At 32.0% G+C, this 25,221-nt stretch carries 25 protein-coding genes and 1 tRNA gene; 13 read left to right on the forward strand and 13 right to left on the reverse strand.

Annotation, left to right across the window (positions count from 1 at the left end):
- The first annotated feature begins 9 nt into the window (after window positions 1–9).
- Window positions 10–1,206 carry a DUF1501 domain-containing protein gene (locus ABNT61_RS10675; RefSeq protein WP_348743193.1) on the forward strand — a complete coding sequence of 399 codons (1,197 nt, stop codon included), beginning with the start codon at window positions 10–12 and terminating at the stop codon, window positions 1,204–1,206.
- On the opposite strand, the gene radA is transcribed toward ABNT61_RS10675, so the two are convergent.
- The 6 genes from radA to panC form a co-directional block, all read right to left on the reverse strand.
- Entirely contained in the window at window positions 1,203–2,564 is a 1,362-nt protein-coding gene (gene radA / locus ABNT61_RS10680) for a DNA repair protein RadA (RefSeq protein WP_348743194.1), read from the reverse strand. The two genes, ABNT61_RS10675 and radA, sit on opposite strands and share 4 nt — an antisense overlap.
- A gap of 36 nt (window positions 2,565–2,600) precedes the next feature.
- On the reverse strand, window positions 2,601–3,278 hold the full coding sequence (locus tag ABNT61_RS10685; protein WP_348743195.1) for a hypothetical protein: 678 nt from the start codon (window positions 3,276–3,278) through the stop codon (window positions 2,601–2,603).
- A gap of 24 nt (window positions 3,279–3,302) precedes the next feature.
- Complete coding sequence (locus ABNT61_RS10690) at window positions 3,303–4,151, reverse strand: hypothetical protein (RefSeq protein WP_348743196.1); 849 nt, start codon at window positions 4,149–4,151, stop codon at window positions 3,303–3,305.
- A 70-nt stretch (window positions 4,152–4,221) separates the two neighbouring features.
- The gene (locus ABNT61_RS10695; protein ID WP_348743197.1) at window positions 4,222–5,169 is read right to left on the reverse strand and encodes a lysylphosphatidylglycerol synthase transmembrane domain-containing protein; all 948 of its coding nucleotides are present in this window, start codon (window positions 5,167–5,169) and stop codon (window positions 4,222–4,224) included.
- A gap of 12 nt (window positions 5,170–5,181) precedes the next feature.
- Window positions 5,182–5,532 (reverse strand): aspartate 1-decarboxylase, encoded by a 351-nt coding sequence (gene panD / locus ABNT61_RS10700; RefSeq protein WP_132795224.1) that lies wholly within the window; start codon window positions 5,530–5,532, stop codon window positions 5,182–5,184.
- 44 nt (window positions 5,533–5,576) lie between these two features.
- Complete coding sequence (panC, locus tag ABNT61_RS10705; protein WP_348743198.1) at window positions 5,577–6,428, reverse strand: pantoate--beta-alanine ligase; 852 nt, start codon at window positions 6,426–6,428, stop codon at window positions 5,577–5,579.
- A 93-nt stretch (window positions 6,429–6,521) separates the two neighbouring features.
- Between panC and ABNT61_RS10710 the strand changes: the two genes are divergently transcribed.
- From ABNT61_RS10710 to glmS, 3 genes are read left to right on the forward strand one after another with little or no spacing between them, the layout of a single operon-like run.
- Window positions 6,522–7,343 (forward strand): glycogen/starch synthase, encoded by an 822-nt coding sequence (locus ABNT61_RS10710; protein WP_348743199.1) that lies wholly within the window; start codon window positions 6,522–6,524, stop codon window positions 7,341–7,343.
- A 17-nt stretch (window positions 7,344–7,360) separates the two neighbouring features.
- Complete coding sequence (locus ABNT61_RS10715; RefSeq protein WP_348743200.1) at window positions 7,361–8,890, forward strand: DUF4270 domain-containing protein; 1,530 nt, start codon at window positions 7,361–7,363, stop codon at window positions 8,888–8,890.
- A 28-nt stretch (window positions 8,891–8,918) separates the two neighbouring features.
- The gene (gene glmS, locus ABNT61_RS10720; protein ID WP_348743201.1) at window positions 8,919–10,775 is read left to right on the forward strand and encodes a glutamine--fructose-6-phosphate transaminase (isomerizing); all 1,857 of its coding nucleotides are present in this window, start codon (window positions 8,919–8,921) and stop codon (window positions 10,773–10,775) included.
- A 46-nt stretch (window positions 10,776–10,821) separates the two neighbouring features.
- Here the strand turns inward: glmS and ABNT61_RS10725 are convergent, their stop codons facing one another.
- The gene (locus ABNT61_RS10725; RefSeq protein WP_348743202.1) at window positions 10,822–11,772 is read right to left on the reverse strand and encodes an endonuclease/exonuclease/phosphatase family protein; all 951 of its coding nucleotides are present in this window, start codon (window positions 11,770–11,772) and stop codon (window positions 10,822–10,824) included.
- A gap of 50 nt (window positions 11,773–11,822) precedes the next feature.
- Window positions 11,823–12,899: a peptide chain release factor 1 gene (gene prfA / locus ABNT61_RS10730; RefSeq protein ID WP_348711131.1), complete on the reverse strand. Its 1,077-nt coding sequence runs from the start codon at window positions 12,897–12,899 to the stop codon at window positions 11,823–11,825.
- 86 nt (window positions 12,900–12,985) lie between these two features.
- On the opposite strand from prfA, the gene ABNT61_RS10735 reads away from it, so the two are divergent.
- The gene (locus ABNT61_RS10735) at window positions 12,986–13,411 is read left to right on the forward strand and encodes a hypothetical protein (protein WP_348743203.1); all 426 of its coding nucleotides are present in this window, start codon (window positions 12,986–12,988) and stop codon (window positions 13,409–13,411) included.
- A gap of 6 nt (window positions 13,412–13,417) precedes the next feature.
- Here the strand turns inward: ABNT61_RS10735 and ABNT61_RS10740 are convergent, their stop codons facing one another.
- On the reverse strand, window positions 13,418–14,143 hold the full coding sequence (locus ABNT61_RS10740) for a sulfite exporter TauE/SafE family protein (protein WP_348743204.1): 726 nt from the start codon (window positions 14,141–14,143) through the stop codon (window positions 13,418–13,420).
- A 129-nt stretch (window positions 14,144–14,272) separates the two neighbouring features.
- On the opposite strand from ABNT61_RS10740, the gene ABNT61_RS10745 reads away from it, so the two are divergent.
- The 3 genes from ABNT61_RS10745 to ABNT61_RS10755 all read left to right on the forward strand — a co-directional run bounded on the left by ABNT61_RS10745 (window position 14,273) and on the right by ABNT61_RS10755 (window position 16,425).
- Complete coding sequence (locus ABNT61_RS10745) at window positions 14,273–14,692, forward strand: Lrp/AsnC family transcriptional regulator (protein ID WP_348743205.1); 420 nt, start codon at window positions 14,273–14,275, stop codon at window positions 14,690–14,692.
- 90 nt (window positions 14,693–14,782) lie between these two features.
- Window positions 14,783–15,346 (forward strand): YceI family protein, encoded by a 564-nt coding sequence (locus tag ABNT61_RS10750; RefSeq protein ID WP_348741420.1) that lies wholly within the window; start codon window positions 14,783–14,785, stop codon window positions 15,344–15,346.
- Window positions 15,347–15,351: 5 nt separating this feature from the next.
- Entirely contained in the window at window positions 15,352–16,425 is a 1,074-nt protein-coding gene (locus ABNT61_RS10755) for a hypothetical protein (RefSeq protein ID WP_348743206.1), read from the forward strand.
- Between the two features lie 52 nt (window positions 16,426–16,477).
- Here the strand turns inward: ABNT61_RS10755 and ABNT61_RS10760 are convergent, their stop codons facing one another.
- The 3 genes from ABNT61_RS10760 to ABNT61_RS10770 all read right to left on the reverse strand — a co-directional run bounded on the left by ABNT61_RS10760 (window position 16,478) and on the right by ABNT61_RS10770 (window position 20,387).
- Complete coding sequence (locus ABNT61_RS10760; RefSeq protein WP_348743207.1) at window positions 16,478–17,656, reverse strand: AIR synthase related protein; 1,179 nt, start codon at window positions 17,654–17,656, stop codon at window positions 16,478–16,480.
- 64 nt (window positions 17,657–17,720) lie between these two features.
- Entirely contained in the window at window positions 17,721–18,197 is a 477-nt protein-coding gene (locus tag ABNT61_RS10765) for an N-acetyltransferase family protein (protein ID WP_348743208.1), read from the reverse strand.
- 6 nt (window positions 18,198–18,203) lie between these two features.
- Window positions 18,204–20,387 (reverse strand): glutamine synthetase III, encoded by a 2,184-nt coding sequence (locus ABNT61_RS10770; RefSeq protein WP_348741416.1) that lies wholly within the window; start codon window positions 20,385–20,387, stop codon window positions 18,204–18,206.
- 158 nt (window positions 20,388–20,545) lie between these two features.
- On the opposite strand from ABNT61_RS10770, the gene ABNT61_RS10775 reads away from it, so the two are divergent.
- The gene (locus tag ABNT61_RS10775; RefSeq protein WP_348711117.1) at window positions 20,546–21,556 is read left to right on the forward strand and encodes a glutamine synthetase beta-grasp domain-containing protein; all 1,011 of its coding nucleotides are present in this window, start codon (window positions 20,546–20,548) and stop codon (window positions 21,554–21,556) included.
- A gap of 64 nt (window positions 21,557–21,620) precedes the next feature.
- Here the strand turns inward: ABNT61_RS10775 and ABNT61_RS10780 are convergent, their stop codons facing one another.
- The gene (locus ABNT61_RS10780) at window positions 21,621–22,568 is read right to left on the reverse strand and encodes a calcium/sodium antiporter (protein ID WP_348743209.1); all 948 of its coding nucleotides are present in this window, start codon (window positions 22,566–22,568) and stop codon (window positions 21,621–21,623) included.
- 597 nt (window positions 22,569–23,165) lie between these two features.
- Here ABNT61_RS10780 and ABNT61_RS10785 point away from each other — a divergent pair.
- The 4 genes from ABNT61_RS10785 (at window position 23,166) to ABNT61_RS10800 (ending at window position 25,040) form a co-directional block, all read left to right on the forward strand.
- Entirely contained in the window at window positions 23,166–24,431 is a 1,266-nt protein-coding gene (locus ABNT61_RS10785) for a hypothetical protein (RefSeq protein WP_348724864.1), read from the forward strand.
- A 93-nt stretch (window positions 24,432–24,524) separates the two neighbouring features.
- Window positions 24,525–24,677, forward strand: a complete 153-nt coding sequence (locus ABNT61_RS10790; RefSeq protein WP_348743210.1) for an SsrA-binding protein — start codon at window positions 24,525–24,527, stop codon at window positions 24,675–24,677.
- Window positions 24,678–24,694: 17 nt separating this feature from the next.
- Window positions 24,695–24,922: a putative signal transducing protein gene (locus ABNT61_RS10795; protein WP_348711112.1), complete on the forward strand. Its 228-nt coding sequence runs from the start codon at window positions 24,695–24,697 to the stop codon at window positions 24,920–24,922.
- Window positions 24,923–24,966: 44 nt separating this feature from the next.
- Window positions 24,967–25,040, forward strand: a tRNA-Arg gene (locus ABNT61_RS10800).
- Window positions 25,041–25,221 lie beyond the last annotated feature (181 nt).

Consider the following 25,221-nt stretch of genomic DNA (forward strand, 5'->3'; position numbering starts at 1 on the left):
TTGAAAAAAATGAAAAGAAGAAATTTTATAAAAAGAACATCTTTAGCGACAGGAGGAATGTTTTTTGTTCCTCAGTTTTTAAAAGCTTTTGAACATGGTTTACCTGAACTTAATAATTACAAAAAACTTGTTATTATTCAATTAAAAGGAGGAAATGATGGATTGAATACTATTGTTCCTTTTAGAAATGATATTTACTATCAAAATCGTCAAAGAATTGGGATTCAAAAAAGCGAATTACTAAACCTTAACAGTGAACTGGGTTTTCATAAAAGTTTATTACCTCTAAAACGATTATTTGATAATGGTTATGTGAGTATTATTAATAATGTTGGTTATCCTAATCCGAATCGTTCACATTTTAGATCAACAGATATCTGGCAGACTGCAAGTGATAGCAATCAATATTTACAATCAGGTTGGGTTGGTCGATTTTTAGATGAAACAAACGCTAAACCCTACAGAGCAATTGAAGTAGATGAAAGTTTATCATTAATACTTAAAGGGAATAATCAAAATGGATTGGCAATTACAAATCCAAAACTATTTCATCGTTTGTTAAATCAGCCGTTTTTCGATAATGTGTTTAACAAATATTCGAACGATTCACATTTAAGTGAACACAATCTTGGTTACTTATACAATACCATGATCGATGCGAAATCATCAGCAGCTTATATTTACGAGAAAACGAAAACAAGTTCATCTAGTGTAGACTATCCAAAAAACGCTTTTGGAAAGCAATTAAAAACCATTTCTGAATTTATTTCTTCAGGAATTGATACACAAATTTATTACGCTGGATTAACTGGTTTTGACACACATGCCAATCAAACAAACAGGCAATCAAGATTATTAAAAGTTTATGCTGAAAGTATAGAGGCATTTGTAAAAGATTTAGAGAAAAACAATCAATTTAAAGACACTTTAATTCTCACCTTTTCTGAATTTGGAAGGCGTGTAAAACAAAATGGTTCCAACGGAACAGATCATGGAACAGCTAATAATGTATTCGTTATTGGTAAAGATTTAAAGAAAAATGGAATATATAATGCACTACCTAATCTTGATGACTTAGATAATAACGGAGATTTAAAATTTTCTATAGATTTTAGAGAAGTTTATGCGACACTACTTGATAAGTGGTTAGGTATAGATAATAATAAGATTCTAAATAAAAAGTTCTCTAATCTTGATTTTATTTAAGCAAATAAAGTTGCAAAAGCTTCTTCTATTTTACCAACTAAAATTAGCTTAATAGAATGATTTTTTGAGGTAATTTTATTGTATTTAGATGTTACAAAAGTTTTATATCCCAGTTTTTCAGCTTCTACAATTCGTTGATCAATCTTTGGAACCGGACGAATTTCTCCTGCTAAACCAACTTCAGCCGCAAAACAAACATCAGGATTTATAGCAATATCCTGATTAGAAGATAAAATTGCCGCTACAACTGCTAAATCAATAGCCGGATCGTCAATATAAATTCCACCAGTTACATTTAAAAATACATCTTTAGCACCTAGTTTAAAACCTGCTCGTTTTTCCAAAACAGCTAAAATCATGTGCAATCGCTTTAGATTATAACCTGTTGTAGAACGTTGTGGCGTTCCGTATACCGCAGTGCTTACTAACGCTTGTATTTCTATCATTAACGGACGAACTCCTTCTAAAGTTGACGCAATTGCAGTTCCACTTAGATCAGTGTCTTTTTTAGAAATTAGAATTTCAGATGGATTGGTAACTTCTCGTAAACCATCAGATAACATTTCATAAATTCCTAATTCTGCCGTTGAACCAAATCTGTTTTTTTGAGATCTTAATATTCGATAGGTATGATTTCTATCTCCTTCAAATTGAAGAACTACATCCACCATGTGTTCTAAGATTTTTGGCCCGGCAATGTTTCCTTCCTTATTTATATGCCCAATTAATAAAACTGGTGTATTGGTTTCTTTGGCAAATTTTATAAGTTCTGCGGACGTTTCTTTAATCTGGGAAATGCTTCCAGGAGAAGCTTCAATATTGTTTGTATATAATGTTTGAATGGAATCAATAACCAAAACATCTGGTTCCACCTCTTCAACATTTCTAAAAATTTGTTGCGTATTTGTTTCTGTAAGAACTAAGCAATTTGAATTTTGATTTGCCAAACGTTCTGCTCTCATTTTAATTTGAGATTGACTCTCCTCACCTGAAACGTATAATACTTTCTCAGTAATCTGTAATGCAATCTGAAGTAACAGTGTAGACTTACCAATTCCTGGTTCACCTCCTAATAACACAACTGATCCTTTTACCAATCCACCTCCTAAAACAGTATCAAGTTCATTGTTTCTAGTATGAATTCTCTCCTCTGTATTCAATTCAATTTCTTGAATCTTCAGCGGTTTACTCACTATTTTTTGAGAATTAGATGGTGATTTCCAGTTTCGTTTTTCTTCTTTTTGAACTACTTCTTCAACAACTGTATTCCATTCTTTACAATTCGGACATTGTCCAACCCATTTAGCATGTTGTGCTCCACAATTTTGACAGAAATACGTTGTTTTTGTTTTAGCCATTTAGAAGAGATTTATATTGATACAAAGAAAAGAAATTTATAAGTATCGACCCTCTAAAACTTCCCACTTATACATTTCAGCAAACTCCGAAAGTTTCTTCAAACCATTCTTTAGTTCAATAGTATATATTTCTTTTTCATCTTTTTCCGAAGCACTTGAAATATTTCCTTTAGTTATAGTCAAAGATTTTTTCTTAAAATCATAAAACATACCTTCTGTGTCCCCAGATGAACTATGAACATCATGACTTTGAGCTTTAATCAAGCACAAGTTGTTCTTAACCATTTTAAACGTGTAACTCTGGTTTCCTCTTGTATATTGATAATATATTATTAACTCATCTTTATCAATAGAAATTTCTGGTTTTAAATTAAGAAGCATTCCTCCTTCGTCTCCTCGAGCTATAAAAGTGTTATTTTGAACGATTATCTTATCGTCTAAAAACACTACTAATATTCTTGGTAAATTTTTTCTAGCCCTCTCACCTATTCGTTGCTCTATTAAACTATCTTTTGATTCCAACACAAGTACAACATCCTTTTGTTTATTCTTATTTAAAGAACCCTCTACTTTAATTAAAACTTTCCAATTTTCCTCTTTTACAACCTTATTTAAGCTGTGTTTAGTGAAATCTGGATAAATCGAATTAGTTTGAGAATAGGTAACTATTCCACTTAAAATAAATGTAATCTGAAGTAATATTTTCTTTATCATAGTTTTCATTAATTTTATAATAATTTACTCAAAAAAACTTTTCAATAATTCTGACTTTAGAGCTGTACTATCTTTAATTGTTTCTTTTGGAGATTGCTGCATGAATAAATTATTCTTCTTGTACACGCCAACATAAACTTTATAAGGTTCATTTTTTAAAACATTCTTGACACAGTACTCAATATTAGTATACAATTGTTTCTTTTGATCTTCTGAATACTGATTGTAATCTCCGACTTCTATAAGAATTAATATCCTGTCTTCGATTATCTTAGTCGTGTAACTCATACTATATTCCTCCGCAAATGTAGTTTTGGGTTCCAGACAATTTTTTATGTTATGAGCAACTGGATCTTCTAAAATACTAGGTTCGATTACAGAATAATCCATAAGATTATTTAGCTCTTTTCTCCATTTTGCAACTTTTTTAGGTTTCTTTTGATAATACTCCTTATCTAAATTTATTGTTTCTTGAACTTCATTCTCGTTATTAAAATCAGTCTTTGAATTAAATGTATTATAGATTAATGCATAAATAGCTAAAAGAAAAGTCAAAAGAAAAACAAAACCAATAATCAAACAACCGAATGAATGCCATTTAGACGACTTCATTGTTTTTGCTCGTAGAATAGTATCAACAGCCGGTTTTAAATTATTTGGTATTTCTTTTTCACTATACGTTTTTTTACAATGCAAACAAGTAACTTCTACACTTCTTCCAAATGATATAATTGGAATCCAAAAAACATGAAAATAAGACCCGTAAACCGTTACTCGTAAATTATTATCGACATTACAATAATCACATGAAACATTTTGCTTAATAAGAACTGATCCTATCATAGGAGTTCTAACCCCGAAGAATATTAACATAACAAATTTTTTAGAGCAAATATAACCATAAATATGACTCTAAATTATTGTAAAATCAATAGTCTTTAGCTTATGATTTACGTCTATTATAAACTGGTAGAAATAAAAACGATAATCCTCCGAAAATAATAATCATCGCAGTTTGAGCTGTCCACATAATCCAACCAAAAGCATTCGCTGGCTCTTCTGGAATATTAAATAAAGCGAATGCACCTGCTACAGCAACAGGATACAACCCAATTCCTCCATTGGTTGCAGCAATACTAAATCCTCCTGCTATGAAACCAACCAAAACAGCTCCAAAAGGCACATTAAAACTTTCTATTGCTGGTATTGTTGCCCAAAACATGGCAACATACATCAGCCAAATAAAAACGGTATGAAATATGAACGCCCATTTGTTCTTCATTTTGAAGATGCTCATGGCTCCCTCAACTAGTCCAGTAACGAAGTTTTTTATTTTTAAACCCAAACCGCTAGATGCTTTTTTAACAAATCTTACAAAAATTAAGATTCCTAAAACTAACCCACCTAACAATATAAGAATTTTAGAAGGAGAAAAATTCTTCATAAGCAATTCGTAAATGAAATCGAACTGTACAAAAAGGGTAACGCAGATGATTAATAACATCATTATTAAATCCGCAATTCGTTCTGCAACAATTGTCCCGAAGCCTTTCTCAAAAGGAATCTCCTCATAAGTTGTCATTACAGTAGCTCTGAAAACTTCTCCAGCTCTTGGAATCGTTAAATTCACAAGATAAGCAACAAGCACTGCCATTGTACTATTTCCGAAATCTGGTTTATAACCTAGAGGCTCCAATAAAAACTTCCAGCGATAAGCACGTGACAAATGACTTAAAACACCAAAGAATAAACCTAAAGCTATCCACCAATAATTAGCATTCTTAAAATATTGTACTAAGGTTTCAATCGAAACTTTTGACAGAGAATACCAAACTAAAAAACCTCCCAAAGCGAGAGGTAATACTGTTTTTATAATTTTTTTTAACGACAACTTGAAGTAATTTTATTCTAGTAAATTAGTTTCTTCATTTGGAAAAACTAATTGAGGTTTAAACTTTCTTGCTTCTTCGATATCCAAAAATCCATAAACGATTAAAATTAATACGTCACCTTTTTGAACTCTTCTTGCCGCTGCTCCGTTTAATGTTATTTCTCCACTTTTTCTTGGTCCAGGAATCGCGTAAGTTTCTAAACGCTCTCCATTGTTATTGTTTACAATTTGAACTCTTTCTCCCTCAATAATTCCGGCCGCATCCATTAAATCTTCATCAATGGTAATACTTCCAATATAATTTAAATCTGCACCAGTAACTTTTACTCGGTGAATTTTTGATTTTACTACTTGTACTAACATGCTACAAAAATACTGTTTTTAAAGAATCTATCTTTTATTATTTGTTAATTGTTTTTGAATCGGACATTGTCAATCAAACGAATTTTACCTGCAAAAACTGCTATGAAAGCTCTATATCTCTTCTTAGGCTCGAACTTTTCTGCAGATATTAAAGTTTTTTCTTCTGCTATGGTGAAGTATTCTAACTCTAAAAGCGGATTTTGTTTAAATTGATTTTCTACCCATTCTATAATTTCTTTAGCATTTTTTGTGCCAGTTTTTTTTCTTGCTTTCTTAAGAATTTTATGGATAAACGGTGCTGCTTCTCTGTGTTCTTTTGTTAGCCTAGCATTCCTAGAACTCATTGCTAAACCATCTTTTTCCCTAAAAATTGGCATTCCTTTTATTTTAACAGGAATATTATATTTCTCAACCAATTTTTTAATGATCTGTAATTGCTGAAAATCTTTCTTTCCAAAATAGGCAACATCTGGTTCTACAATTTCAAACAAAGCTTTTACAATTGTTCCCACACCATCAAAATGTCCATCTCTAAACTTTCCTTCCATTTGATGCTCTAAACCATCAAAATCAAACTTTTCTGCGATTACATTCTCATCGTAAATTTCATCAACTGAAGGATAAAACAACACATCACAATTCACACTTTCTAATAAAGCAACATCGTTCTCAAACGTTTTCGGATATTTATCTAAATCTTCCTTATTATCGAACTGTGTAGGGTTTACAAAAATGCTGACAACTGTAGTATCTGTCTTACGTATAGCTTTCTCTACCAAAGAAATATGTCCCTCATGCAAAGCACCCATCGTAGGTACAAATCCGATTCTATTTCCTTTCTTTTTTTCTTCCGCTAAATAGATTTTTAAATCGGATTTTGACTTGAATATTTTCATTAAATGTATGTTACGATATGGGCAAAATTAGCAATTTAACAGGATTTTAGCATAAAATTTCGTAGTTTTGCGCCTTTAAAAGAGTTAGATTTAATGAAGGATAAGAGAATATTGTACGTTTCTTCGGAAGTTATTCCTTACTTACCAGAAACAGAATTATCATCTACCGCATTCAATGTTGCAAAATTTGCACATTCTAAAGGAGTTCAAACCAGAATCTTTATGCCACGTTTCGGCGTGATTAATGAAAGAAGACATCAGTTACATGAAGTAATTAGATTGTCTGGAATGAATTTGATTATCAACGACATGGATATGCCATTAATTATTAAAGTAGCTTCTATTCCAAAAGAAAGAATGCAAGTTTACTTTATTGATAATGATGAGTATTTCAAAAGAAAAGCGATATACACGGACGAAGACGATAAACTATTCAATGACAACGATGAAAGAATGATTTTCTTTGCAAAAGGAGTTGTTGAAACAGTAAAAAAATTAAACTGGGCACCAGATATTATTCATGTTCATGGATGGATGGCTTCTTTACTTCCTTTATATTTAAAAGAATACTACAAAGAAGAGCCTTTATTTACTGACAGTAAAATTGTTACTTCGTTATACAGCAATGAATTCCAAGGTGAATTAAATAGCGAATTAATCAACAAGGTTAAATTTGATAAAATTGATAATAGCAGTATTGCTCATTTAGAAACACCAACTCAAGAAAACATTTTGAGAAATGCGGTTTTAAATTCTGATGCTGTTATTAAAGGAAGTAACGAATATTCTCCAGAATTTGAACAATTCATTAATGATAGTGGCGTTATGGTACTAGACTACCAATCTGAAGAGTATTTAACTGAAGCATATTTAGACTTCTACAAAGAGAATGTTCTTGAGCTTCAAGATTCTTAAATTTTTCAAATTAAAATATGACTAAAAAAATTGTTTATTTAAGTGTAGCTGTAATCTCACTTTTATTTGTGATTTCTTGCGAAAAAGACTTTCGTGAAATTGGAGGTAATGTTATTAGCAACAATCAGTTCGATACAAAACAAATTACACTTGAAGTTGTAATGACTGATAGTATCGTTGACGCTGTTAGAGCTGATAATGTAGGTATTGGTAGTTTAGGAGAATATCTCTTAGGGATTTATAACAATCCTGACTATGAAAAGATAGAAGCTTCAATTATCAGTCAACTTGCACTAATTACAAATCCTAGAACTGCAGAAGTTACTTCAAATGATGGAGATGATGATGTTGATTCAATTTATGTTTTCAATCAAGCGGTTTTAGAAATTCCTTACACTTCAACGGCATTAGATGATGAAGCAGATGGAAAACCTAAATTTAGATTAGATTCTTTATTAGGAAATTCTACTATTCCTATGACTTTAGAAGTTCATAGAAATGGAACTTTCTTAAATACTTTAGATCCTAACAATCCCTCAGATCAAAATAGCTATATGTCTGATGCGGATTATATTGAAACGGAATTATTAAATGATGATCCAGGCTTCACTTTCACACCTGACCCTACCGATACATTATACGTTTTAGATAGAGAATTAAGTACTGGAGCTACTTTTAAAGATACTATTAAATTAACCAATAGTATTCCTTTCTTAACAGTTCCGTTGAACAAAACTAGAATGCAGGAATTATTTTGGGACAAATTCGGCGATGCTGAATTTACTACTCAAAATGATTTTAATAACTATTTCAGAGGATTAATTTTAAAAACAGAAGGAGCGGACGGATCTATGGTTCCATTATCATTGGGAACAAATGCACCACGTGTTAAGTTTTACTATACAATAACTACTTTAGATGAAGGTGTCGTCAAAGATACGATTGTTGGTAATTATTCTTTCAACTTTGCTGGGGTTACTAACAGTAAATACAAAATGACTGCACCTCAAAACCCAGTACCTTCGAATAGTATTGCAATTCAAGGAACTGCTGGTAGTATGGCAAAACTTCAAATTTTAAACGGAACAGAATTACAGGACTTAAGATCCCAAAACATCTTAATTACTGATGCTTCCTTAGTTTTTAACATTGATGCTTCTAGAGACACCACAAAAGTTCCTTTAAGATTATTATTATTTAAAAATAATAAAGGGAATGCAGAACAAATTGAAGATAGCTACACAGAGCCTTTATTCTACGGAGGAGGTTTAACTGATGATGATGAAGGAAAACCTAAAGAATATACTATCAGGATTACGGATTATATATCGAACTTGGTAACTGGACAATCTGATGATAATTTACCACTTGTTCTTAAGGTTTATAATAATCCTACTGATGCCTCTATTATAAATAACTTTATACAAACAGAGGTAAATACTTATAACTGGAACCCAAGAGGAGTTACTTTGTATAATCACGAAGCAACGAATGGTGAAAATAGAATTAAGTTAGTAATATCATACTCAGAAGAAAAAGATAATTAGAAATAAAACAACAACTTAAAAAATTATTATGTGTGGAATCACAGGTTATATTGGTGATAGAGATGCGTATCCTATTGTAATAAACGGTCTTAAAAGATTAGAATACAGAGGATATGATAGCGCTGGTATTATGATGTATGACGGAGAATCTATGAATCTTTCCAAAACAAAAGGAAAGGTATCTGATTTAGAAGTTATCACTAACAATCAAGAAACAAGAAAGAAAGGAAAAATAGGAATTGGACATACAAGGTGGGCTACACATGGTGTTCCTAACGATGTAAACTCTCATCCTCATTTCTCTGAATCAGGAGATTTAGTAATTGTACATAATGGAATCATTGAGAATTATGATACCATTAAAAAAGAATTAATTTCTCGTGGTTACAAATTCCAGAGTGATACAGATACTGAGGTTTTAGTGAACTTAATAGAAGAAGTTAAAAAAACTGAAGGATGTAAATTAGGTAAAGCTGTTCAATTAGCATTAACTAATGTTATTGGAGCTTATGCTATCGCTGTTTTTGACAAAACAAAACCAAATGAACTTGTTGTAGCAAGATTAGGAAGTCCTATTGCAATTGGTGTTGGAAAAGACAACGAAGAGTTTTTTGTTGCTTCTGATGCATCTCCTTTTATCGAATTTACAAAAGATGCTTTATACCTTGAGGATGGAGAATTAGCTATCATCAAAAAAGGTAGAAAAGTAAAAGTTAGAAAAATTGATAACGACAAACCTGTTGATCCAGATATTCAAGAACTTAAATTAAGTTTAGATCAAATTGAAAAAGGTGGATACGACCACTTTATGTTAAAAGAGATTTACGAACAACCAAAAGCTATAATTGATACATACAGAGGGCGTATGTTAGCCAATGAAGGTATTATTAGAATGGCTGGAGTTGATGATAACATTAGTAAATTCCTAAATGCTGATCGAATCATTATTATTGCTTGTGGTACTTCTTGGCATGCAGGTTTAGTAGGTGAATACTTAATTGAGGATATGGCGCGTATTCCAGTTGAAGTTGAATATGCATCGGAATTCAGATATAGAAACCCAATTATTACTCCAAAAGACGTAGTAATCGCTATCTCTCAATCTGGAGAAACAGCTGATACTTTAGCTGCTATTAAATTAGCTAAATCAAAAGGAGCTTTTGTATTTGGAGTTTGTAATGTAGTAGGATCTTCTATAGCAAGAGAAACACACGCTGGTGCGTATACTCATGCTGGACCAGAAATTGGTGTTGCTTCTACAAAAGCATTTACTACCCAAATTACAGTATTAACTTTACTATCTTTAAAATTAGCTCAAGCGAAAGGAACATTATCTAAAACTGCTGTAAATACTTATTTACAAACTATGCAGCAAGTTCCTAATCAGGTTGAAAAATTATTAAAAATAGACCCTATTGTAAAGGAAATTGCATATCACTATAAAGACGCTACTAACTGTCTTTATCTTGGTAGAGGATTTAATTTCCCTGTAGCTTTAGAAGGAGCTTTAAAACTTAAGGAGATTTCATATATTCATGCTGAGGGTTATCCTGCTGCAGAGATGAAGCACGGACCAATTGCATTAATTGATGAAAATATGCCGGTTTTTGTTATTGCAACGAGAAAAGGACATTATGAAAAAGTAGTTAGTAACATTCAGGAAATCAAATCGAGAAGTGGAAAAATTATAGCGATCGTTACTGAGGGTGACGAAACTGTAAAAGAAATCGCAGACCACGTTATTGAGATTCCTGAAACTGAAGAAGCATTGACTCCTTTATTAACTACAATTCCTTTACAGCTACTATCATACCATATAGCAGTTATGTTAGGAAAGAATGTAGATCAACCAAGAAACTTGGCCAAATCTGTAACAGTAGAATAATTTTATTTTATATAGACAAAAAAACCAGCTTTTAAAGCTGGTTTTTTTATTTCTTAAGGAAAGTTGCATAAATAGGAAAATGGTCAGAGAAACCGCCTTTATACCACGGCCCAATATAAGTTCTAAATGGACTACCTTTAAATTTTCCTTTATGTGTTTTCAACCATCTCTTATTAAATATTCTGACATCTAAGAACTCATGTTCAGTTTCCTTTTTCTTGAAGTTTTTCGATAAAATAATTTGATCAAATAAATACCACTCCTTTCTAAAGGATAACGTACCCAATCCCTGTTTTTGAAGCCCTAACATTGGATTATAGAAATCTTCTGTTACTAAATGTTGTTCTATACTTTCAGAATCAGGATTATCATTAAAATCGCCCATAATAATAATCTTTGCCTCAGAATCCTTACTTCTTATCTCTTCAACAGCCTTCTGTACAACTTTTGCTGCCTGTATGCGTTTAGGTCTAGTTTCCTCTTCTCCTTCTCTTCTCGATGGCCAATGGTTGACTATTATATGAACCAATTCTTCGTTCAAAAATCCAGACACTAATAATACATCTCTCGTGTGATCTTTTGTACCATCTTCATCAAGAAAATTAAATTGAAACTTTTTACTGGAAACTGGCTCAAAGAATTGTGCCCTGTAAAGTAAAGCAGTATCAATTCCTCGTTCATCTTTTGAATCAAAATGAACATATCTATATCCGTGATTTCTCAGATCTTTTTGAGCCACTAAATCTTCTAAAACTCTTGTGTTTTCAACCTCAACTAAACCTACAATAACCGGTGTTTCCTTGGACACCTTCTTCCCTATTTGGGAAATAACATAGCTAATTTTCTTAAGTTTTCTTCGGTATCTCTTGTGTGTCCATTTGCGTTCCCCTTTCGCAGTATATTTATCATCATTTGTAAAAGGATCGTCAATTGTATCGAAAAGATTCTCTACATTATAAAACGCAATGGTTAGAAGTTGTTCTCTACTATATTTCATACGTTAACAAATATAGTAACTAAAAACGCAACCCGAAGGTTGCGCTATTCTTATATTGTTTCTCCTAATTCTTTCAGTTTAGAAGTATTTTCTGCTAACATCAATTCATCAATGATTTTCTGAATATCTCCATTTACAATATTTTGTAAATCGTATAATGTTAAACCAATTCTATGATCTGTAACACGACCTTGAGGATAATTATACGTTCTAATTTTAGCAGAACGATCTCCCGATGTTACCATTGAACCTCTTTTCGCTGCATCTTCGGCTTGTTTCTTAGCCAACTCTAAATCATATAATCTAGAACGTAATACTTTAAAGGCTTTCTCTTTATTCTTATGCTGTGATTTCTGATCCTGACATTGTGCAACTAATCCTGTTGGTATATGTGTTAAACGAACCGCAGAATATGTCGTATTCACCGATTGTCCTCCAGGTCCAGACGAACAGAAAAAGTCAATACGTACATCTTTAGGATTAATTTCAACATCGAATTCTTCAGCCTCTGGAAAAACCATACATGTTGCTGCCGAAGTATGAACACGTCCTTGAGTTTCTGTCTGTGGAACACGTTGTACACGATGTACCCCAGCCTCAAATTTCAAAGTTCCGTATACATCTTCACCAGAAACTTCAAACTGTATTTCTTTAAATCCACCGTTTGTACCTTCACTATAATCAACTACAGAAACTTTCCAACCTCTTCCTTCACAATATTTAGTATACATTCTAAATAAATCTCCAGCGAAAATACTAGCTTCGTCACCACCTGTTCCTGCCCTTAATTCTACAACAGCATTTTTTCCATCTTCAGGATCTTTAGGAATTAACAAGAATTTTATCTCTTCCTCTAAAACTGGAATTCTTTCTTTAGCTTCATCCATTTCCATTTTTGCCATCTCTACCATTTCGGCATCACTTCCGTCAGCAATTATTTCTTTGGCTTCATTAATGTTGTTTAAAAGCGTTTCATATTCATTCGCTTTTTTCACAACTTTACCTAAATCTTTGTATTCCTTATTTAGTTGTACATAACGCTTTTGATCAGAAATAATATCCGGTTGGATAATTAAATCTGAAACCTCATCGTAGCGTTGTTTTACTATCTGTAATTTATCTAGCATTATTCTCTTGGTTGGAGTGCGAATTTACGACTTTTCTTTAAATTTGTGGAACTGAAAATCAGTGATTGATCTAAAACCTTACTTCTATGCGTTATCTAATTTTTCTTTTTGCAATTTCTATTTGTTTCTCTTGTAAAACTGAACCTAAAAATCCTAAGTTTTTAATTGGCAAATGGAAGAGAATCAATGAAGATTCCACAAAAACAACGTATGAAATTTGGAACCAAGATTTTTCTGGAATGGGGTACACTTTAAAAGATAATGATACGGTATTCAAAGAAATTCTTAATATCACTGATATAAAAGGTAATCAGTATTTTCAAGTTACAGGCGTCAACCAACAACCTACTCTATTTGCAGTAACTGAACTTACGGACAAATCAATCATATGTAAAAATGATCAGAACGAATTCCCAAAAGAGATTTCGTATTGGATGGAAGAAGGTAAATTGAAAGCAAAAGTTGCCAATGAGGACTTTGCAATAGATTTCGTTTTTGAAAAGATTGACTAACCCAGTCTAATTCTTAATAAGCAGCACCACACCTGATATAAAGAGCAAGCAAAGTACAATATTTTTTAATACATCTTCATTTAACTTGCTATACAAAGATTTTCCTAAAAATGTTGCCAATAGAAACGACGGTACTATAAACAATGAATTGTAAAAATGGTTATGAGTTAGAATATTTTGTGCATACAAAATTGGTACTCTAGTAATTGTTATCAAACCCAAAACTCCAATCATTGTAGCTCTAAAAGTTCTCATATCAACAACCGTATTTTTTACCACCATCACATACAACGGTCCACCAGTTGAAAACAATCCTGAGAAGAAACCTCCAGCTAAGCCAAATACGAAGCTAAATCGAGTTTTCCTTTCATTGGTAGCTTTAACAAAAAACATTGTATAAATAACGTATAGTAAAATAAATGCTCCTAACATTTTTTTCAGAACTAAAGGTTTTCCATACTGTAATATCCAAATTCCCAAAGTTACTCCAATAATAGTCGCTATAGTTAGTTTTAGCAATACTGGTTTATCGATATTCTTCCATTCCTTAACAACTAAAATTGCACTCGAATACAGATAGAATAATGCTAAATAAGCAATGGCATCTTGTAAATTCATGACTATTAATAAAATAGGCAACGCAACTAATGCTCCGGCAAAACCAACAACAGTTTGAATAAAAAAGCCAAGAAATACGGCCAGTACTAACACTAAAAAAACACTTAGAGCCATTATATAAAGTTTAATAAATTCTTGACACAAAATTAAAATCCTATTACTTTAGTAGGAAATTAATTCAACGGTGATGACTATCAATATGAGTTGAATTGAGTTTTGTAAAATCTAAAAACCAATGAATCGATGGTAGACCAAATAGATCAATTAATTCTAAATGCTTTGAATTACAATTCTAGAATATCTTTTGCCGACATTGGCAGAAAAATTAACCTATCACCTTCTGCCGTAAGAGAGAGAATACAGAAACTTGAAGATCATGAAATCATAAAGAATTATACCGCAGAAATAGATTATTCCAAAGTTGGTTACGGAATTGAGGCTTTTATAATACTGAAGTTGCATAGTGGAAAACTGAAACTCTTTTTAAACGAATCAAAAAAATATAAGGAAATAAAAAAAGCTTATCGCATCACAGGTTCTCAGAATATCCACATGAAAGTTGTACTTAAAAATCAATTACACTTACAAGAGTTTATAGATCAACTTATTGATTATGGAGACACCACAACTCACTTAATTTTATCAGAGATAAAAAGCAACTAAAAAAAGGATTTTCACACTTCTTTTACATTGATTTGACACTTTTGACGAAGTGCTAAAATAGTTTTACTCAGAATTTAAAAATTAAATCAGATGAGGAAAATTATTATGCTATTCGTTTATTTCTTGAGTTTATCAACACTAACTTTTGCACAAGAAAAACTAAATATCAATATCGAAAAGAGTACTATTAAATGGATAGGTGAATACACGTTTCATTTTGGTGGTCATGACGGTTTTATCAACTTTAAAGATGGCTTTTTTATAAAAACAAAAGATGTTATTACTGGTGGTGAATTTATAATTGACATGAATTCCATAACCAATACAGACATTAAAAATGCCGAAGCAAATAAAGGATTGGTCAATCATTTAAAAGATCCGGATTTTTTTGACGTTCCTAAATATCCCATTGCAAAATTGGAAATTACCTCTGTTGAGTATTTCGAAAACAACAAAGGGAGGATTCACGCGAACATGACTATTAAAGGAATTACTAAACCTATTAAATTCAATACAGAATTCAATTACGAAAAGCAGGAAATGTTTGCTCGTTTTAAAATAGATCGTCGAGATTGGAATGTTAGCTATAAAAGTAAGTTCAAAGATGGTGCTATTTCAGACGCAATAGGTTTTGAAGTCACTTTAAAACTGTAATTGTCATGAAAAGATTAGTCTTAATTTTACCATTGCTCATTCAAACTTTAACTGTATACCCACAAAAGGAATCTTCTTTACAAATTTTTGAAAACACGAAAAAATGGAATAGAGAAGTGATTCAATTTCCTATAGAATGGGCTCCGAAATTTAAATTGACTGGATTTGAAGAACTACTCTTTACACCTAACTGGAACAAACCTAAAAATCAAGACTATTGGTCTTTACTAATTGGATGGAAAATTAATACAGAACAATTAATTTCATTAGCTGAAATAGAATCAAATTTTCAAGGTTATTTTGATGGTTTAATGAAACCTAATCATTGGGCTAAAGAATTTCCAGATCCCAAAGTTAGTTTTCGTAAAGACAAAAATGACTTTTTAGGAACAATGACTTTCTTCGACGGATTTCATACTGGAAAAGTGATCACAGTGAATATTCGAGGCAATCAAAAATTTGAAAAATCACTCAAAAAATCCATAATCAAATTTCAAATATCGCCTCAAGAGTTTGATCATCAAATATGGGATAAATTAAACGTAATTAAAGTAACAGAAACATCTACGTCCATTTTTAATCTTGATTCTTCATGGGGCAAAGAAAGGTTTCCTTTTCCTATAAATTTTGCTCCAGAAATTAATTTTAACGGAATTGCTGAAGTAAGATTTCCTCCAAAAGGATGGAGAGATCCTAATCACGAAAACTTTTGGTCTTACACCTATGCTTGGAAAATAAATCTAGACAAACCAATTACTGCCGCGGAGTTAGCTACTAATTTAGAACTGTATTTTGATGGTTTAAATAATCTAAAACACAATAAGGATTTAAGCAAGTATAAAGCCATTGTGAATATCATTAAAATTAAATCTTTACATAACAACGACTTATTTATTGGTAGAATCAAAACTTATGATCGTTTTGCAACTAACAATGAATTGGAATTAAACGTATTAATTGAAGCTTTCAATTATCCAACAGAAAAACAAAGTATACTTCACTTTAAATTTTCACCAAAACATTTTAGTCATAAAACGTGGGAAATGCTATCAAAAATTCAGCTTAACAAAAACAAATAACACAAAAAAGCCTCGGATTTACCGAGGCTTTCTTATTTATATTTTAAACTATCTAGTATTCGAAAGTACCGTATTCACTCTTTATTGTAAGCTTTTTACTTTCTGAAGCCTCTACTCGACCAATAATCTTAGCATCAACATTGAATGACTTTGAAATTGTAATAATTTCTTCCGCAACTTCTGGAGAAACATATAATTCCATTCTATGCCCACAATTAAACACTTGATACATTTCTTTCCAATCTGTTTTAGATTGTTCTTGAATCAATTTAAATAATGGTGGAATTTCGAACATGTTATCTTTAACTACATGTACATTATCAACAAAGTGTAAAATCTTTGTTTGCGCACCTCCTGAACAGTGTACCATTCCGTGTACTTTATCTGCATTAAATTTCGATAAAATTGCCTTAATTATTGGTGCGTATGTTCTTGTTGGAGATAATACTAATTTACCAGCGTCTATTGGAGAGTTTTCAACCTCATCAGTTAACTTCACATTTCCAGAATATACCAATTCAGATGGCACAGCCGCATCAAAACTTTCAGGATATTTATCAGCTAAATATTTATTAAATACATCATGGCGAGCAGAAGTTAAACCATTACTTCCCATTCCTCCATTGTATTCTTTTTCGTACGTAGCTTGACCAAAAGATTCTAATCCTACGATTACATCTCCAGCTTTGATATTGGCATTGTCAATTACATCTGATCTTTTCATTCTAGCCGTTACTGTCGAATCAACAATAATTGTTCTTACTAAATCTCCCACATCGGCAGTTTCACCTCCTGTAGAATGAATGGTAACGCCAAAACCTTTTAGCTCTTCAATTAATTCTTCAGTACCGTTAATAATTGCAGAAATTACTTCACCAGGAATTAAGTTTTTATTTCTTCCTATAGTTGAAGAAAGCATAATATTGTCTGTCGCTCCTACACATAATAAATCATCTATATTCATTATCAGTGCATCTTGAGCTATTCCTTTCCACACAGAAACATCTCCAGTTTCTTTCCAATACATGTAGGCTAATGATGATTTTGTTCCCGCACCATCAGCATGCATAATTAAACAATGCTCGTCATCATTTGTTAAGTAATCTGGAACAATTTTACAGAAGGCTTTTGGAAATAAACCTTTATCAATATTTTTAATTGCATTATGCACATCTTCTTTTGATGCTGAAACACCTCTTTGTGCATATCGTTTAGAAACTTCTTGACTCATTTTGTTGTGTTGTTGTTGGCCACAAAATTACTTTAAAAGGTAAGACTACCAAAGTAATTTACTGTTATTTACTTCTTCGTTCATATATTACTGTATCTCTCCAAACTCCATTGAGCTCAGCAATTCTTTCTCTAAAGCCCACTTTTCTAAATCCAAACTTCTCATGAAGTCGAACACTTCCAATATTTTCAGGAAACATACTAGAATATAATGTCCAAATTCCATTCTCTTCAGAAGATTCTATTAGCTTTTCCATGAGAGAAGCACCAATTCCTTTTCCTACAGCATTTAGCTTTATATAAACACTCACCTCTGCAACTCCTCGATATTCAAATCGTTTAGAAACTGGAGCCAATGTACACCACCCTAAAACTTCTTCTTCCTGAACCATTATAAATCTGCTGTGCTTATGACAATTAGAATCCCATGCTTTCCAGTCTGGAACTTGTGTTCTAAAGGTCGCATTACCAGTTAAAATTCCTTCTTTGTAAATCTCAGCAACTTGCGGCCAATGTTCCTTTTTAAGTGGTAGTATTGTCAAAACATCCTATTTTGTAAATAACAGCTCTCTGTATTTTGTTAATGGCCATAAATTATCATCCACTAACAATTCAAGTTTATCCACATGATATCGTATATCCTCTAAGTAAGGTTTTACTTTATTACAATACGCATCTGCGTTCTTTTGTCCACTGAATTTATTTGCTTTTTTTCGCTCATCGGTCATTTGCTCAATCTTTGAATTGATTTCTGCAATATGATTTGAAATACGCTTAATTAAATCGATTTGTTCTGATGCATATTGATTGAAATCTTTTCCAAAAATCTCCTTCAATCCTTTTACGTTTTCAATTAACGTATTTTGATATTGAATTACTGTTGGAATTACATGATTTCTAGAAATATCTCCTAAAACTCTACTTTCAATTTGAATTCTTTTTGCGTACTCTTCAAGTTCTATTTCGTGTCGAGCTTCAACTTCAATCTTATTCATTACACCCATTTCCTCAAAAAGCTGAATATTCTTCTTTGATATCTTTGCTTTTAAAGCTTCAGGTGTAGCTTTATTATTACTTAATCCACGTTTCTTTGCTTCTTTCTCCCAAGCTTCACCATAACCATCTCCCTCAAATCGGATTTTTTTAGAAGCTTTTATGTATTCTCTTAATACATTGAAAACAGCTTCATCCTTTTTTAACTCTTTACTCTCAATTAAAGAATCAACTTCCTTTTTAAAATCTTTTAGCTGTTTGGCAATTATGGTATTTAAAACAGTCATTGGTCCTGCACAATTAGACCATGAACCCACAGCTCTTAATTCAAATTTATTTCCTGTGAATGCAAAAGGAGAAGTTCTATTTCTATCTGTATTGTCTAATAAGATTTCTGGAATTTTACCCACAATATTTAACTTTAAGTCTGTTTTTTCTTGTGGAGATAATTTTCCTTTCGTTACATTTTCTAACTCATCTAAAACCTCAGAAAGTTGTGAACCAATAAATACAGAAATAATTGCTGGTGGAGCTTCATTTGCTCCTAATCTATGATCATTACTTGCACTTGCAATAGAAGCTCTAATTAATTCTTCATAATCATGAACAGCTTTAATTGTATTCACAAAAAATGTCAAGAATTGTAGATTTTTCATTGGAGTTTTCCCAGGACTTAATAAGTTAACTCCTGTATTTGTGCTTAGACTCCAGTTATTATGTTTTCCAGATCCGTTAATTCCTTTGAAAGGTTTCTCATGAAATAAAACTTTAAAATTATGTCGTTGCGAAACCTTCTCCATTAAATCCATTAATAAAGAATTATGATCAACGGCTAAATTAGCTTCTTCAAATATAGGTGCAACTTCGAATTGATTTGGAGCAACTTCGTTATGTCTAGTTTTAACAGGAATTCCTAACAGCATACACTCTTGTTCAAGATCTCTCATGAAGTTCATAATACGAGTTGGAATAGATCCAAAATAATGATCTTCTAATTGCTGTCCCTTAGCTGATGAATGTCCTAAAAGCGTTCTTCCAGTCATCATGATGTCTGGCCTTGATGCTGCAAGCGCTTTATCAATTAAAAAATATTCTTGTTCCCATCCTAAGGTTGCATTTACCTTTGAAACATTCTTATCAAAATATTTACAAACTGCAGTTGCAGATTCATCAATTGCTTGTAAAGCTCTTAGTAAAGGCGCTTTATTATCTAAAGCTTCTCCTGTATATGCAACAAAAACAGTTGGTATACATAAGGTTGTTTCATATATAAATGCATTTGAAGTAGGATCCCAAGCTGTATAACCTCGAGCTTCAAAAGTATTTCGAATACCTCCATTAGGAAAAGACGAAGCATCTGGTTCTTGTTGAACCAATTTTCCACCATCAAACAATTCCATCGCCTCGCCATCATTTATAGTTTCAAAAAAAGCATCGTGCTTCTCTGCAGTTGCTCCTGTTAAAGGTTGAAACCAGTGCGTATAATGAGTAGCGCCTTTTGATAGTGCCCAACTTTTCATACTCACAGCAATTTGATCTGCAATCTTTCTATCTATTTTATATCCAAATTCAATTGCATCTTTAACTCCTTTATATGCCTCTTTGGTCATATACTGGAGCATTGCTTTATCATTAAAAACGTGCTGAGCAAACAATTCAGATCGTTTCTTATTCTCCTCTATCTTAATTACTTTTCTATTTAATGTTTCTTGAAGTGCATTAAATCTAATTGTAGCCATTTTCTGAAATTTGACACAAAAATACTATTAATACCCTAAAATTTTAGGGGGTAAATTATTTTTTTATCAAAATAAAGAGTTTTACCCCTAAAAATTTGGGGGTAATTAAAAAAATAATCATTTTTGCAGTATAAACTAATTAACGATAGAAAAAAATCATGGCTAAGTCAAAATTAGAGTACATTTGGTTAGATGGGTATTATCCAACTCAAAACATGCGTAGTAAAACTAAAGTTGTAGAAGATTTTAGTGGAAAATTAGAGGATTGTCCAATTTGGTCTTTTGATGGATCTTCAACAAAACAAGCTGAAGGTGGAGACTCAGATTGTTTATTAAAGCCAGTAGCTATTTATCCAGATCCAGCACGTGATAATGGGTTTTTAGTAATGACTGAAGTTTTAAATGCTGATGGAACTGCTCACGAATCTAACGCAAGAGCTACTATTGATGATGATGATAACGATTTCTGGTTCGGATTTGAGCAAGAGTACTTTATTATGGATACTCACACTCAATTACCTTTAGGTTTCCCTATTGGTGGTTACCCTGGACCTCAAGGAATGTACTACTGTTCTGTTGGTGGAAAAAACACTCACGGTCGTGATTTCGTTGAAGAGCATGCTGATTTATGTATCGCAGCTGGTTTAAACTTTGAAGGAATTAACCAAGAGGTTGCTTCTGGACAATGGGAATTCCAATTATTCGCTAAAGGTGCGAAAAAAGCTGGTGATGAAATTTGGGTAGCTCGTTACTTATTAGATAGATTAACTGAAAAGTATGGATACTATATTGAATACCACCCAAAACCAGTAAAAGGAGATTGGAATGGATCGGGTATGCATGCTAACTTCTCAAACACATTATTAAGAACTTGTGGAAGTCAAGAAACTTATGAAAAAGTTTGTGAAGCTTTTAGACCTGTAACTAAAGAACATATTGACGTTTACGGAGAGTATAACGATCAACGTTTAACAGGTTTACACGAAACTGCATCTATTAACGATTTTAGTTATGGTGTATCAGATAGAGGAGCTTCTATTAGAATTCCTATTATCACAGTTGAGAAAGGTTGGAAAGGATGGTTAGAAGATCGTCGTCCAGCTTCAAATGCTGATCCATACAAAGTTGCAGGAAGAATTGTAGAAACAGTAAAAAATGCAAAAATTTAAATCTTAGGATTTATTTAATTTAACATTGTTTTATAGAAGCTCGCTTTTTAAGCGGGCTTTTCTTTTATACAAATGAAACTAGATAAATGAATGTTCCGTAAGCTAGAAACAAAATAAGACCTTTAATTCTACTTAGAATAAATTTCTTTGGAACAAATACTAGCGGAAGAATAACAAATGCAAATGCAAGCATCCAAAAGATGTCTCTGGACAATATTTGAGGTTCAGTAATCGGAATTTCTTTTACTAAAGATGTTAATCCTAAAACAGAAGCAATATTAAAGATATTTGAACCGATTAAATTCCCAAGAGAAATAGCCTTTTCTCCTTTAACGGCTGCAATAACTGATGCGGCTAATTCTGGAACACTTGTTCCGATAGCAATCATTGTAATTGAAATTACCCCTTCGCTAACTCCAACACTTTTAGCTAAAGTCTTCGCTCCATCTACCAAAAATTCCGAACCAAAATAAAGCGCGACTCCACCAATAGCCAACCAACCTAATATCTTTCCATATCCTACGGTTGCTAATTTATCATCCACTTCATCATTTTCGACTTCACCTTCATCCTTTGCAGATTTTATCAAAACAATTAAAAAGATGATTAATCCTAAAAACAGAGTTAATCCTTCCGTCCTAGTTAACACTTCATCATTCTTTAAGAAATAGTACAGTAATAAAGAAAAAACCATCATTACAGGCCAGTTCAACTTGTAAAAATCTTTACTTACGACTATTGGGCCAATAATTGCTGTAATCCCTAAAACCAAACCGATATTGGCAATATTAGAACCAATTACATTATTAATTGCAATTGCAGGAGAACCATCCATTGCAGCTTGTAGACTAACCAATAATTCCGGAGCTGAAGTTGCAAAAGAAACAACCGTCATACCAATAACCATTTTAGAAATATTCAGTTTAAAGGAAAGACCCACAGAAGATCTTACCAAAAACTCTCCCCCTAATACCAACAACAATAATCCTAAAATGATATAAGCAATACTCATGAATTAATTTTTTACGAATATAGGAATATTATACCTGTGAAAAACCATCATTTTTTAACAGAAAAAGTACCAAAAAATGGCTCTTTTTTCTCGGTCCAAATTTTGACAAAATTGAAAGTTGAAAAAATCAAAACATCAAAAAACACCTCCTTAAGACATGAAGTTTCCTTTGCTTTTAAAAAACAGTCAAAAAAAGCCCTTTATTTCATTACAGTATTTAATATTAAGTTGTTTTTATAGTTAATATTTACAACTTTAAACAAGACAAAAAACTTTCATTTTATAACAATATTAACTTTTTTGACTTCATATGTAAATTCAATTTAATTAAATCGTTTCAAAAAGTTTGGAAGTACAATTTCATTCCCCATATATTGGATAAACAATTTCGAAATTGAACTAATTACTAACGTCAAAAACAACTATATAAAATGATCGTATTTCTATTGAAACTAACTGTTGCCTTAACTGAATTTTTATCAAGTTTAATACAGACATTATTTTAATATCAACTTTAAAAACTAATATTATATGCTAACATTTTTTGGAATATTATTAATCCTTCTCGGATTCGTATCTATCGTAATCAAGCCTTTTATGGACAAATCAAAAAATCTTGATTGGCTTACTACTCAAAGAAGCATTACCGCAATAATTGTGGGAGCCTTGATGAGTATTACATCTGGGATGTTCTTTTACGCAGAACCAGGTACGGCATATGCAGTTCAATATCCTTGGGGTGGACAAAAAGCGGTTTTCCAACAAGGATTGAAAACTAAAATGTGGGGAAGGTTAATTCCGATTCAATTCGAAATCCCAGTTAAATATGTTATCCCAAATAAAAAGGGACAATTAGGTGATCAAAGTCAATATGCCTATGTTGATAAGTCTCGCCAATGGGAATTTAACGATGCAGTAAAAGGTAAGATTGCAACATCTATAGTAATCAGTATAGATATTTCAGATGAAAAACAATTTTTATCAGTTGCTGACAGGAATAAAACAGAAAAGAACCTTATTAGATCTAGGATTATTCCGAATATAGATCAATCTATAAAAAACACTTGTAAACTAATGGCTGCGCAAGATTATATATCTGGACAGGCTGCAGACTTTGATAGATACTTTCAGGATCAATTAGAAAATGGAATGTATGTTTTAGAAGAGTATGTAGAAAATCAAAAACCAGAAATTATTGGAGACAGCACTGTGACAAGAACAATACCTAATAAAGAGTCGCGTCAGAAACGATTCAGAATAAAAATGGAAGATGGTGAGCCTGTTCGAGTAAAAGGGAATTCCCTTAAATCATATGGATTAACAGTTGTACAAGCTGTTGTAACTGAAATTGATTGGGAAGAAACTTTTGACAACAGATTACAATTACAAAAAGAAGAAGTTGCACAAACACAATTAGAAAAACAACAAGCTGAAAGAGAATTTTATCGTGCACAAAAAGAAAAAGCAAAAGGAGAAGCTGAAAAAGCAAAAGAAAGAGCTAGGTTAGAAAAAGCCCAAATACAACAAACAATTGCTGCTGAAACTGAAGCTAAAGTTGCTGAGTTCAACTTAACAAAGGAAAAGAAACAATATGAAGTTGAACAGTACAAAGCGAAAAGTAAAAAATTAGCTGCGGACGCGCAGGCCTATGAAAATCAAAAATTAGTAAGTGCAGGACTTACGCCACAGGAAAAAGCAGAATGGGAGTATAAAACCGCAGTGGGAGTTGCTAAAGAGTTAAAGGATTTAAAACTTCCTACGACATATATCGAAGGAAGTACAGGAAATAAGAACAGTGGGAATTTGCTACAATCATTAATTGGTGCTGAATTAGCCAAGAAAATGATTGAAAAGAAAAAGTAGAAAAGAATAATAGAAAAAGAAACTATAAAGTGGTGAGCTGCTATCTCACCACTTTTACTCAATTTTCATTATATTTGATTATACCGACTTATAATGAAAAAACTAATATTTAAGGCATTAGCCAAGATCAATAAAACTGTTTTTCCATCGTTTACGAAAAAACAGTTGGATATTTCTAAAGCCTCTAAAATGCAATTAGCAATAATTGGGTGGAGAGCTTTTGTAACAATGAATTCTTTAGATTAATTTAATTTTAACGTATTATGAGTGGATATATCAAACTATTTTCTGGAACATCTATTTTAGTAAATAGATTAGCGTATATTTTAGATGAAACGGGTATCGCTTCAATTGTAAAAGACAATAAAGAATCAGGTAGATTGGCCGGTTTTGGAACATTAGGACAATCGGTAGATTTATTAATTAATGAATCTGATTACGAGAAAGCGAAGGAGTCATTAGATTTTTTTCACAAAGAAATTTCTAAATAGTTTTACAGTTAAGAAAAATAATATATATTTGCATCCGCAAAAACGGCCTCGTAGCATAACTGAATAGTGCACTTGATTACGGCTCAAGAGGTTGCAGGTTTGAATCCTGCCGAGGTCACAAGTAACAACAAGGGTTTCAAGAAATTGAGACCCTTTTTTATTTTTACATTTGCACAAGAATTGCACATAATAAAGGAGTTACTGATTTCTAATATATTATATTTTATCTTGCATTATCTTTTCATAAAAACATCATAAAAACCTAGAAAACAAACAGTTAAACATTGTTTTCGATTTAA

This window comes from Tenacibaculum sp. 190524A05c (assembly GCF_964036595.1).
GTDB classification, from domain to species: domain Bacteria; phylum Bacteroidota; class Bacteroidia; order Flavobacteriales; family Flavobacteriaceae; genus Polaribacter; species Polaribacter platacis.